The organism is Streptomyces sp. NPDC111656 (genome assembly GCF_055656965.1).
Map to the genome: position 1 here is coordinate 911,256 of NZ_JBVKCA010000002.1, position 11,612 is coordinate 922,867.

Annotated in this window: 10 protein-coding genes; 2 read left to right on the forward strand and 8 right to left on the reverse strand. The window is 69.3% G+C overall.

Annotated elements, in window-relative coordinates:
* Positions 1-30 precede the first annotated feature (30 nt).
* From ACZ7M3_RS09730 to ACZ7M3_RS09740, 3 genes are read right to left on the reverse strand one after another with little or no spacing between them, the layout of a single operon-like run.
* Positions 31-1,413, reverse strand: a complete 1,383-nt coding sequence (locus ACZ7M3_RS09730; RefSeq protein WP_472062006.1) for an acyltransferase family protein — start codon at positions 1,411-1,413, stop codon at positions 31-33.
* A gap of 1 nt (position 1,414) precedes the next feature.
* Positions 1,415-3,832 (reverse strand): bifunctional polysaccharide deacetylase/glycosyltransferase family 2 protein, encoded by a 2,418-nt coding sequence (locus ACZ7M3_RS09735; protein ID WP_472062008.1) that lies wholly within the window; start codon positions 3,830-3,832, stop codon positions 1,415-1,417.
* 19 nt (positions 3,833-3,851) lie between these two features.
* The gene (locus ACZ7M3_RS09740) at positions 3,852-4,172 is read right to left on the reverse strand and encodes a hypothetical protein (RefSeq protein WP_306454735.1); all 321 of its coding nucleotides are present in this window, start codon (positions 4,170-4,172) and stop codon (positions 3,852-3,854) included.
* A gap of 388 nt (positions 4,173-4,560) precedes the next feature.
* Here ACZ7M3_RS09740 and ACZ7M3_RS09745 point away from each other — a divergent pair, with 388 nt between their 5' ends.
* Complete coding sequence (locus ACZ7M3_RS09745) at positions 4,561-5,613, forward strand: chitinase (protein WP_472062010.1); 1,053 nt, start codon at positions 4,561-4,563, stop codon at positions 5,611-5,613.
* An 85-nt stretch (positions 5,614-5,698) separates the two neighbouring features.
* Here ACZ7M3_RS09745 and ACZ7M3_RS09750 read toward each other — a convergent pair whose 3' ends face one another.
* From ACZ7M3_RS09750 to ACZ7M3_RS09770, 5 genes are all read right to left on the reverse strand, one after another.
* Complete coding sequence (locus tag ACZ7M3_RS09750) at positions 5,699-6,145, reverse strand: imidazolonepropionase-like domain-containing protein (RefSeq protein ID WP_472062012.1); 447 nt, start codon at positions 6,143-6,145, stop codon at positions 5,699-5,701.
* 6 nt (positions 6,146-6,151) lie between these two features.
* Positions 6,152-7,366, reverse strand: coding sequence for a cyclic dehypoxanthinyl futalosine synthase (gene mqnC, locus ACZ7M3_RS09755; protein ID WP_067367507.1), 1,215 nt, complete (start codon positions 7,364-7,366; stop codon positions 6,152-6,154).
* Between the two features lie 72 nt (positions 7,367-7,438).
* Complete coding sequence (locus ACZ7M3_RS09760; RefSeq protein WP_472062014.1) at positions 7,439-8,317, reverse strand: prepilin peptidase; 879 nt, start codon at positions 8,315-8,317, stop codon at positions 7,439-7,441.
* A gap of 2 nt (positions 8,318-8,319) precedes the next feature.
* Positions 8,320-10,065 (reverse strand): serine/threonine-protein kinase, encoded by a 1,746-nt coding sequence (locus ACZ7M3_RS09765; RefSeq protein ID WP_472062016.1) that lies wholly within the window; start codon positions 10,063-10,065, stop codon positions 8,320-8,322.
* Between the two features lie 108 nt (positions 10,066-10,173).
* Complete coding sequence (locus ACZ7M3_RS09770; RefSeq protein WP_095853193.1) at positions 10,174-11,022, reverse strand: menaquinone biosynthetic enzyme MqnA/MqnD family protein; 849 nt, start codon at positions 11,020-11,022, stop codon at positions 10,174-10,176.
* Positions 11,023-11,366: 344 nt separating this feature from the next.
* Here ACZ7M3_RS09770 and ACZ7M3_RS09775 point away from each other — a divergent pair, with 344 nt between their 5' ends.
* Positions 11,367-11,570: a cold-shock protein gene (locus ACZ7M3_RS09775; protein ID WP_028805073.1), complete on the forward strand. Its 204-nt coding sequence runs from the start codon at positions 11,367-11,369 to the stop codon at positions 11,568-11,570.
* Positions 11,571-11,612: the final 42 nt, after the last annotated feature.

Below are 11,612 nucleotides of genomic sequence, written 5' to 3' on the forward strand. Positions count from 1 at the left end.
CCGGCCCGTACGCCGGTCTCACACGCCCCTTCAGGGGAGCAGCTTCGGCTTCTTCTTGGCGGCCACGTCCTCGACCCAGCCGACCAGCGGGATGGCGACCCAGATCAGCACCCAGCCGATGCCGAACAGGAACCACTGGCTCTCCAGCGGCAGCCACTTCTCGAAGGCGGGCACCTTCCAGAACTGGTCGATCAGCGGGACCGCGAGCACAAGGGCGATCTCGTGCCAGAGATAGATCGTCACCGCCCGCCCGTTGAAGATCGTCACGATCCGGTCGAGCCGTTTGAAGCGGGCGAGCCAGGCGAAGTCGACGTTGTAGTACGCCTTGAAGTACATCAGCAGGGTCACGAAGCCGGCCGACCAGAAGGTCTGTGCGACGGGGACCTCGTCCAGGTCGTACGTACCGAACTCCGCCTGGTGCGCGAAGGCGTACCAGCCGCCGTACGTCAGGAGGGCGAGCGACGCCAGGATCACCAGGGCGGGCTTGAGCCGCTGGAGCACGCCCTCGCGGTGCGCGAAGCCGACCAGCCAGCAGAACAGGAAGGTGGCGAAGTCCGTCAGGCCGCTGCCGAAGCGGTTGTCCGGAGGCTGCCAGGCGTACTGGAAGACCAGGATCGGGGCGAGGGAGAGGAGCAGGACCGGGACGGGGGCCTTGCGGAAGACCTTGAGGAGCAGCGGGGACATCAGGACGAACCAGAGATACGTCCGCAGGTACCAGAGGATCTCCCAGGCCTGGATGCCCCACTGGTTGCCCGGCGGGTCGCCGACCGGCACGATCCAGAAGACGATCTGCCAGCCCGGCATCCAGTCGTGGATCAGCATCGCCACCACGACGAAGAAGCCCCAGAACCAGAAGGGCGGCAGCAGCCGTCGCATCCGGCTCTTGACCACCTTCAGCGCGGGGCGCTCCAGGGACTTGGCCATCAGCGAACCGGCGAGCGCGAACATCACGCCCATCGACGGGAAGGCCAGGCCGGCCCAGGCCCACCCGAAGGTGTGGTACGCCACGACACGGACCAGCGCGACGGCGCGCAGCGCGTCGAAGTAACGGTCGCGTCCGGTGGCCTTGGCCTTCGGCGCCGGGTCGGCGGCGGGGCTTTCGGGCTCCCCGGCGTCAGGGCCGGGCTCGGTCCGGACGGCGGCGTCCGCCGCGGGCTCCGGCTCGGTCACCGGCAGGGGTGCCGTCTCGGTGACGTACACCTGGCCATGGTCGACGTACCCCTGGCCGTAGCCGTACTGCTGGGGGATCTGAGGCTGCCGGCCCTGGCCGTAGGGATCGGGCTGCTGCCCGTACCCATAGTCATATCCCTGCTGGCCCTGCTGGCCCTGCTGGCCCTGCTGGCCTTGGTACTCCTGCTGGCCCTGGTACCCCTCATATCCCTGGTACCGCTGTTGTTCCGAGCCCCAGCTCATGTCAGCTCACTCCTGCCGGGGTCCCGACCTCACCCGTGCGCTTGAGCTTCTGCCAGCGGAGGCGGCCGCCGGTCAGGGCGGTCACGGAGGAGTGGATCAGGACGAGGTACATCATCTGGCGGTAGGCGAGCTGCTGCAGCGGCAGCATCGCGAGGTAGCGGTACTTCTCGCGGTCGAGGCGGAACGCGTAGGCGGCGCAGACGAGTTGGACGACCAGCACCGCCAGCCAGGCCAGCAGTGAGGCCCAGAAGTCCACGAAGATCATCGAGTAGATGGTGAACACGTCGATGAGCGGAGCGAGGACCGGCGTGATGATCTGGAAGATCACGACGAGCGGCATGCCGATGCGGCCGAAGCGGCCCGACGGACCCTTGTCCGTCAGCGACTTGCGGTGCTTCCACAGCGCCTGCATGGTGCCGTACGACCAGCGGTAGCGCTGCGACCACAGCTGCTTCAGCGAACTCGGCGCCTCGGTCCAGGCCCTGGCGTGCTCCTGGTAGACGACCCGCCAGCCCGCGCGGTGCATCGCGATGGTGATGTCGGTGTCCTCGGCGAGCGTGTCCTCGCTCATGCCGCCGACCTCGAGGACCGCGTCGCGGCGGAACGCGCCGATCGCGCCCGGGATGGTGGGCATGCAGCGCAGCAGGTCGTACATGCGGCGGTCGAGGTTGAAGCCCATCACGTACTCGATGTGCTGCCAGGCGCCGATGATGGTGTTGCGGTTGCCGACCTTGGCGTTGCCCGCGACCGCGCCGATGCCCGGGTCCGCGAAGGGTTGCACGAGCTGGTGCACGGCGTCCGGTTCGAAGACGGTGTCGCCGTCCATCATCACGACGATGTCGTAACTGGCGTTGCGGACACCGTTGTTGAGGGCGGCCGGTTTGCCCGCGTTCTCCTGGCGGATGACCCGGACGTTGGGCAGGCCCAGCGACTCGGCGATCTCCTTGGTGCCGTCCGTGGAGCCGTCGTCGACGACGATGATCTCGATCGGATGGGTGCTCTGCGCCAGCGAGTGGAGCGTGTTGGCGATGCACTCCTTCTCGTTGTACGCGGGCACGATCACCGTCACCGGCCTGGTGACCGTCGGGCCCCAGCTGAACTTGCCGCCCTTGCCGCGTTTCCTGTTGCGCTGTCTGTAGTGGCGGCGGGCGAGGATCAGCATCATCCCGAAGCGGCCCATGACGGAGATGCCGACGACCAGCAACAGCCAGGAGAGCAGCGGCAGGACCCATTCGGCGACCGCGACCGCGTAGATGAGGGCCTTGCCCTCGTAGAGGGTCGAGCCGGTGGCCTTCTGCTGGCCGGACTGCTCGATGTTCACCTTGTTGGAGGAGTTGTTGGCGGAGCTGTTGGCGGAGCCCGAACCGGGCGCGGACTGCGCGCCGCCCGGCTGCTCGCCCAGCGCACCGGCACCGGCACCGGCCCCCGCTCCGGCACCCGCACCCGCACCCGCACCCGCACCGGTCTGTCCGACTCCGGCCTCGACGGCCTGTCCGGAACCGGCGGTGCCCGTGCGGCCGGCACCGTTCTGCGCCCCGTTCAGCTTCGCCATCGCGCCGCTGACGGTGGTGAAGGAGTACCCCTTCGCCTTCATCTTCTTGATGTACGTGTCGAGCGCCTTGACCGTCTCCGAGCGGTCGCCGCCCGCGTCGTGCATGAGGACGACGGCGCCCTTGTCGTTCTTCGGCGTGGCCCACTGGACGATCTTCGAGACGCCCGGCTTCTTCCAGTCGTCGCTGTCGGTGTCGACGAAGACGCTGGTGTAGCCGAGGTTGCCGATCTCCTTGTAGACGGGCCAGCTGTAGTTGTCGACGGCGTTGATCTCCGAGGAGTACGGGGCCCGGAACAGCGTCGTCGTGATCCCCGCCGCACCCGCGAGTGCGAGCTGGGTCTGCTTCAGCTCGCGCTGGAGCCGGCCCGTGCCCTGGTAGGAGAGGTCGACGTGGGTGAAGGTGTGGATGCCGACCTCGTTGCCCTGGTCCACGAGGTCCTTCACGACGCCCGGATAGCGGGAGACCATCGAGCCGACCATGAAGAAGGTGGCCTCGACGTCGTTGTCGTCGAGCACCTTGAGGATCTGGGGAGTCCAGGTCGGGGTCGGACCGTCGTCGAAGGTGAGCACGATGGTCTTCTTCGGAACGGACTGGGTCTTGGCCGTGCCGCCCGTGAACGTCAGGAGCGGACCGCCGTCGAGGATCTTCTGCGGCACCTTGTCGTAGGCCGCGCCGTCGCGCACCCGCGCGTCGTTGCCGATCTCGGAACGCAGATAGCCGTCGAGCAGCATCACGCTGGTGAGCCCCAGCAGGAGCAGCAGGGCGAGGATCACACGCGGTTTCTGCAGCGCCGCGGCCTTGCCGGCCGCCCGCTCCATCTTGGTGGGGGCGCGCCGGCGGCCGCGTGAAGGCGTCGTCGAAGTCATGGAGGTGGGTCCGTTCCGGTCAGTTGGCGCCGGTGGAAGCGGACGCGGATGCGGCCGGGGAAGCGACCGAGGAGGGGGCCGTGCCCGTGCGCAGGCCCGACGGCGGGGTGCCGGTCGGCCTGCCGGTGGGGGCCACGCCGCCCTGCGGCCGAAGGTTGCCCCCGGGTGCGGAGCCGGCCTGGCCGCCGCCGAACGGGAAGAGCGAGGACGGGGTCAGCGAGGTGCCCCAGCCCATGAAGGCCATCCCGAGGACGACCGCGTAACCGAAGCAGACGGCGCCGACGAGCATGCCGAACCTGCGCAGCAGACGTGCTCTGCGCCCGGAGTTGTCAACGAACACGGGACCGTCTTCGGACGCGCTGCCGCGTTTGCGGCGGCGGCCGCGCCCTTGACTGTTTTCGATGGCTGACTCGGATTGCATTCCCCGGATATTAGGGCTCCTTTATGTGGCCAATTCTCTGGTTCTCATGTGAGGCGCCCATGAAACTTGGCCCAAGCTGTCCATTCCCTGAGAGAATCCTTGAACATCCGCGCAGCCCAGGGTCGATACATATTTACCTTGTGTACCGATTCGCGACCCGGCTTGCCCGATTCGCGTACCGCTACTCATGGGTTACCCATGCGCTTCCTGTATTCGGAAATCACCCTCGGATGTGCCACCTTGGAACTCCCGAATCGCACTTTGTTTCGGTCCTGAGACAGAAATCACGAGAGCGGGTGCATACGCAATGAGGGGTTATCTGAGGCCGGCTGCCGGGCTCACCTGCCTGTTTGCTCTGGCGGCGGCGGGGTGCTCGTCCGGTGGTACGGGTACCACGGACGCGGCGCCCGCGCAGACCTCCCGGGCTCCGCGGACGAGTGCGGCGCCCTCCGAGAGCGCGTCCTCCTCCGACACCTCGTCCAGCACCTCGTACGCGCCCTACGTGAGCGCCACGGAGGCCTCCGCGACGGACTCGACGGGGTCTCCGACCACGTACAACCTGGCCTTCGTGATCTCCGACGGCACCAACTGCACGGCCAAGTGGAACGGCACGGACGCCATCGACAAGGCCGCCGTGAAGTCCCGGATCTCGGCGTTGAAGGAGTCCGGCGCGAGTGTGCGCGTCTCGTTCGGCGGGGCGTCCGGCAAGGAGCTGGCGGAGGTCTGCGGCAGCGCGAGCGCGCTCGCGGCGGCGTACGGGGCGGCGCTCGACGCCGCCGGGTCCACCCAGGCCGACTTCGACATCGAGGGGGACGCGCTGACCGACTCCGCGTCGGTGGCGCTGCGGTCCAAGGCGATCGCGCTGCTCCAGAAGGAGCGCGGTGACCTGAAAGTGTCCTTCACGCTGCCGGTCATGCCGTCCGGGCTGGATTCGGACGGTGTGGCGCTGCTGGAGTCCGCCAACGACAACTCCGTGACGGTCTCCACGGTCAACATCATGACCATGAATTACGGGAGTTCGTACTCCGGGGACATGGGCGACTACGCCGAGACGTCCGCCAAGGCGACCCACGATCAACTGCAGGATGTGTTCGGGCTGTCGAGTGCGGGGGCCTGGCAGGGGCTCGCGTTGACGTCGATGATCGGGGACAACGACGTGGCCAGTGAGACGTTCAGCCTCTCGGACGCGGCGCAGGTCCGTGCGTTTGCCGAGTCGAAGAAGATCGCTTGGGTGTCGATGTGGTCGACGTTCCGGGATCAGCAGTGTTCGAGTGGTGACGCTTCTTCGGACGATGCGGCCACCAATTGCAGTGGGGTTTCGCAGAGTTCGGGGGCGTTTGCGGAGGCGTTCGCTGGGTGAGTTCTTTGGCTGCGGGTTCGATGTGGCTGGTCGCGCAGTTCCCCGCGCCCCTGAAGGGGCGCTCCGGTGCACGCGGCTCCAGAACTCAGCGCCGCCTGTGTACCAGGCGGCCCGCGCACACCGTCGCGATGCATACCCCGTCCGCGTCGAACACCGCCAGGTCGGCCCGGCCCAGGGCCACGATCGCCGTAGGCCGGGTGCGGGCCAGGACCACGACGTCGTTTCGCTGGGCCGCGGCCCGGAGTTCCGGTGTGTCGACGTGCCCCTGAAGAACCGCCACCGCACCCGACTTCAGAATGGCGTGAACACGTTCCCGTGGGGACGGCGCCTCGGGCAGTGGGCCCTCATGGACGAGCGCCGGCCCGAGGGTCCCGGGCCAGCTGCGGACCCGCGCCCCCGGAAAGCGCTCAAGGAGCACGTCCAGCGGGCCCGTGCCCGCGACCCGGTCGCCCTCCACGGCGACCGCGCCGTCCTTCAGCGGGTCCGCGTCCCAGCTGATGCGCAGCTCGCCGGCGGTGTGGATCGTCAGCACGGGGGGCTAGTTGGAGGCGAGCAGCTTCAGCTCGGGGTGCGCCGTGCCACCCTCGATCGCGGTGGACGAGATGTGGGACATGACGCGCTCGTCGACCGGGTCGTTCGCCGGGTCGTCGTGGACGACGATGTGCTCGTAGGTCGTGGTCCGCTGGGCGGGCACGCGGCCGGCCTTGCGGATCAGGTCGATGATCTCCATACGGTTGGAGCGGTGCTTGGCACCGGCGGAGGAGACGACGTTCTCCTCCAGCATGATCGAACCGAGGTCGTCCGCGCCGTAGTGCAGGGAGAGCTGGCCGACCTCCTTGCCGGTGGTGAGCCAGGAGCCCTGGATGTGGGCGATGTTGTCCATGAAGAGGCGCGCGATGGCGATCATGCGCAGGTACTCGAAGAGCGTGGCCTGCGTGCGGCCCTTCAGGTGGTTGTTCTCGGGCTGGTAGGTGTACGGGATGAAGGCGCGGAACCCGCCCGTGCGGTCCTGTACGTCACGGATCATCCGCAGGTGTTCGATGCGCTCGGCGTTGGTCTCGCCGGTGCCCATGAGCATGGTGGACGTCGACTCGACGCCCAGCCCGTGCGCGGTCTCCATGATTTCCAGCCAGCGCTCGCCGGACTCCTTGAGGGGGGCGATCGCCTTGCGGGGGCGGGCCGGGAGCAGTTCGGCACCGGCGCCCGCGAAGGAGTCGAGGCCGGCGGTGTGGATCCGCTGGATGGCCTCCTCCACGCTCACCTTGGAGATGCGGGCCATGTGCTCGACCTCGGACGCGCCGAGGGAGTGGATGACCAGCTGCGGGTAGGCGGCCTTGATCGCGGCGAAGTGCTTCTCGTAGTACTCGACGCCGTAGTCCGGGTGGTGTCCGCCCTGGAACATGATCTGCGTACCGCCGAGTTCGACGGTCTCCGCGCAGCGGCGCAGGATGTCGTCGAGGTCGCGCGTCCAGCCCTTGGCGGTGTCCTTGGGGGCCGCGTAGAAGGCGCAGAACTTGCACGCCGTGACGCACACGTTCGTGTAGTTGATGTTGCGCTCGATGATGTACGTGGCGATGTGCTCGGTCCCCGCGTACCGGCGGCGGCGTACCGCGTCCGCGGCGGCGCCCAGGGCGTGCAGCGGGGCGTCGCGGTAGAGGACGAGCGCCTCTTCGGGGGTGATCCGCCCACCCGCGGCAGCACGGTCGAGGACGGCTGTGACATCAAAAGACGTGAGGTCGGCCTTCTCGGTCACCGGGAGCGTCCCTTTCGTAAGGGTTCTGGACGGACCCGGCCAGCCTACGCCAGCCCCGCCCGCGTCCCGACGTCAGGCCGCGTACGCCCCGATCAGCAGCCCGAGGTACGCCCCCGCGATCAGGAACGGTCCGAAGGGGATGGACGTCTTGCGCCCCGCGCGCCGCATCAGCACCAGCCCCAACCCGTACAGGCCGCCGAACAGGAACCCGGCGAAGGTCCCGAGCACCACGGTCCCCCATCCGTACCAGCCGAGCACGGCCCCGATTCCCAGCGCGAGCTTCACATCCCCGAAGCCCATGCCGTTCGGGTTGACGAGAAAGAGGAGGAAGTACGCGCCGCCCAGCACGAGCGACCCGAACAGCGCGGTCGGCCACTTTCCCGCGTGCTCCGGTACGAGGGCCGTCACGCCCAGCAGGACGAGCGCCAGACCCGCGAGCGGGAGGGTCAGGACGTCCGGCAGGCGCCGCACCCGGAAGTCCACGACCGCGAGCAGCACTCCGAGCGGCGCGAGCAGCAGCCAGACCGCCAGTTCGGGGCGGGCGCCGGTGGCGAGGGCGAGACCGGCGCAGGCCCCCGCGGTGGCGAGGGCGACGAGCGGGGTGCCGGGGCCGTAGCGGTACGCCGTCGGGGCGTCGCCCGACACCCGCCCCGCGCCGCCCGTCACCCGCCCGGCATCACCGGGCACCCGCCCCGCGTCTCCGGGCGCCGACCACGACGTACGAAGGTCACGAAGATACTGGGCGCAGTCGGGGCAGCGGGCGAGGCCGAGCCAGCCGCCCGCGGCGCCGGTGAGGACGTGTCCGTCGGGGCACCGGGTCCGCCACGCCTCGTCCGGCTCCACCGCGATGCGGTAGGCGGCCCGCGGTACCAGCAGTCCCGCCGCCGCGCCCCAGAGAGCGGCGAGGACGGTCAGCCACAGCGGCCGGACGGACCAGAGTTCGAGGTCCACGGCTACTCGGCCTTCGACATGCGCGCCACCGGATCGCCCGCGTCCGCGTTGTCCGTCTCGTACTTGAGGTCGCCCCCGGCGGGGATCAGCCGCACCTCGTGGCTGCCCGTCGTACAGGTGCCGGAGTTGGACGCCTTGGCGATGCTCGTCGCGGTGAGCTGTTTGTCCGTGACCTTCTTCAGGACGAGTACGTCGTCACAGATGCCGCCGATCAGATCGGTCGACCGGAACGTGCCCAACTCCTTGCCCACGGCGGCCTGGTGGAGGGTGACCCGGAACGTGCCCGCGGGCAGCTTCCCGCTCAGCGCGTAGGCGTCGCCCGACCAGGTGCCGAGGTAGTGCGCGGGCACGGAGGCGAGCGTCGCGCCCGCCGAGCCGGCGGCGCCCGGTGTCGCCGCCGGAGGGGTGGCCGCGGAATCGGAGCCGCTGGAAGCCGAGTTGTCGTCACCGCCGCCCGGGAGCAGATGGAACATGAACACCGAGCCCACGGTCGCCGCGGCCAGCGCTCCGGCCACGGCCAGCGCGAGCGTGCAACTCACCCTGCGGCCACGACCGTTCGCACCGGGTGCCGAGGTCGCGGCCATGCTGACGGAGAGCTTGCCCGGGTGATCCTCCCGGTGCTCTCGCCGGTCCTGGTGGCCGGGGCCGGCCGCGGGCGTGCTCGGGTGGACCGTCGGCGCCGCGACCGCGTCCTGGACATCGCGCTGCCCCGGAACGTACGTCGGCATGGCGTAGGGCGGCATGGTCGGCGGCGGACCGAACACCCCGCCGGGCGGCGGCGTCCCGGCCCCGGAGCCCGTGCCCATCGAAGGGCTGCTGAACTCCACCGGCCCGGACGGCGTCACCTCCGCCGCCTCCAGGTTCAGCAGCTGCACCGCGCTGCGGCTGACCTGCTCCACCAGGGGCCCCGGCAGCCAGCCGGCGGTCACCAGCCGGGCCGCCCCCTCGGGGGCCAGCCGTCCGGCCACCTCACCCGGGGTCGGCCTACCGGCCGGGTCCTTGGCGAGGCAGGCGGCCACGAGTTCCCGTAGCTCCCCCTCCAGGGAGCCGAGTCGGGGTTCCTCGTGCACCACCTTGTAGAGGAGGGCGGCCGAGGAGTCGCCGGGGAACGGGGACTCGCCCGTCGCCGCGTACACCAGCACCGCGCCCAGGGAGAAGACGTCCGCCGCGCCCGTGACTCCCTTGCCGAGGATCTGCTCGGGGGACATGTAGCCGGGGGAGCCGACGGAGACGCCCGTCGAGGTGAGCGAGGCGGTGCCGTCGGTGGCCCGGGCGATGCCGAAGTCGATGAGGAGGGGGCCGTCGAGGGTGAGCAGGACGTTGGAGGGTTTGACGTCACGGTGGACGAGGCCCAGTGCGTGCACCGCCGTGAGCGCCTCGGCCAGGCCCGCGCCCAGCACCCGTACCGAATGCGCCGGAAGCGGACCGCCCGCGTCCGCGACCGCCGCCGCGAGCGAGGGACCGGCCGCGTATCCGGTCGCGACCCACGGCACGGAGGCCTCCGGATCCGCGTCGAGGACCGGGGCCGTCCACGCGCCGCCCACCCGCCGCGCGGCCTCGACCTCGCGGCGGAAGCGGGCACGGAACTCCTCGTCGAGCGCGAAGTGCGGGTGCACGATCTTGACCGCGACCGTCCGCCCGCCCGCGCTGCGGCCCAGGTACACCCGTCCCATACCGCCGGAACCCAGCCGGCCGAGCAGCCGGTAGGGCCCCACGACCGTGGGTTCATCCACTCCGAGCGGCTGCATGGCGCTCCCACCTCCCCCGTACGCACGGACGCACTGCCCAGCAGGGTAGTTCCGTACGCCCCCGCGGGGTCACGAACACCCCCGCGGGTTCACCACGTCCCCGCGATCTCAGGGAGTCAGCAGTTCGACCCTCACGTCGGTCGGGAAGCCGGTGGTCGAGCCGACCCGCCGGGCGAACTCCTGGACGGCCGCGAGCTGCGGGCCGCCGAAGCGGAAGTCGAGCGTGGTGAAGTACTGCTCCAGGGTCCGCTCGTCGAAGGCCTCCCAGCGGGCCGCCTGCTCGGCGACCTTGGAGACCTCGTCCAGCGAGAGGTCCCGGGAGGCGAGGAAGGCCTCGTGCACCTTGCGGGTGACGGCGGGCTCGCGCTCCAGGTAGTCGCGCCGGGCCGCCCACACGGCGAAGACGAACGGCAGGCCCGTCCACTCCTTCCACAGCGTGCCGAGGTCGTGCACCTCCAGACCGAACTTCGGCCCGTCGAGGAGGTTGGCCCGCAGTGCCGCGTCCCCGATGAGGACGGCGGCGTCGGCCTCCTGCATCATCAGGCTGAGGTCGGGCGGGCACGTGTAGTAGGACGGCTGGACGCCCACACTCTCGGCCAGCAGCAGCTGCGCAAGCCGAACGGACGTACGAGAGGTGGAGCCGAGGGCGACCCGGGCGCCGTCCAGCTGGTCCAGCGGGACCTGCGAGACGATCACGCAGGACATCACCGGACCGTCGCAGCCGACCGCGATGTCCGGGAAGGCGACCAGCTCGTCGGCGTGCTTGAGGAACTCGACGAGCGTGATGGGCCCGATGTCGAGGTCGCCCTGCACCAGCTTCTCGCTGAGCTTCTCCGGGGTGTCCTTGGTGAGCTCGAAGTCGAGGAGCGTGCCCGTTCTCGCGAGCCCCCAGTAGAGGGGCAGGCAGTTCAGGAACTGGATGTGGCCGACGCGCGGCCGGGTGCGGTAATTGTCCACATCGCGAGGCTAGACCCCATGGAGTACGGTGCAGTCTCCAGGGTCCCCACGTGGTTTCCGAAACCCTTCCGCCCTCTTGTGTCAACCCTTGCGACAGCGAGTCGACACCGGCTTCGTCAACCCATCCGCCATGCGGGTCAAACATCCGGGTGACGTGATCTTGCCCCCTATTGCTTTCGGCTGCCTGCGTGCTAGGCTCGCCGCAAGTTGCAGTTTGGTTTCCCTTGCAGTACAGAGCCTGCGGAGCATGTGACCGCGGGCTCTCGTCGTTTTCAGACGAATGCAGTTGTTTACACAATCGCAGGTTCTGGAGCAGGGCAACCCTTTGGGCCCAAGGAGGGCTTATGGCTACCGGAACCGTGAAGTGGTTCAACGCCGAAAAGGGCTTTGGTTTCATCGCCCAGGAAGGCGGCGGCCCGGACGTCTTCGTCCACTACTCCGCGATCAACGCGAGCGGATTCCGCTCTCTCGAAGAGAACCAGTCGGTTTCCTTCGACGTCACGCAGGGTCCGAAGGGCCCGCAGGCGGAGAACGTCACCCCGATCTGAGTCTGCGGGCTTCATGAGCCCAATGCTTTGATCCGGAACGGA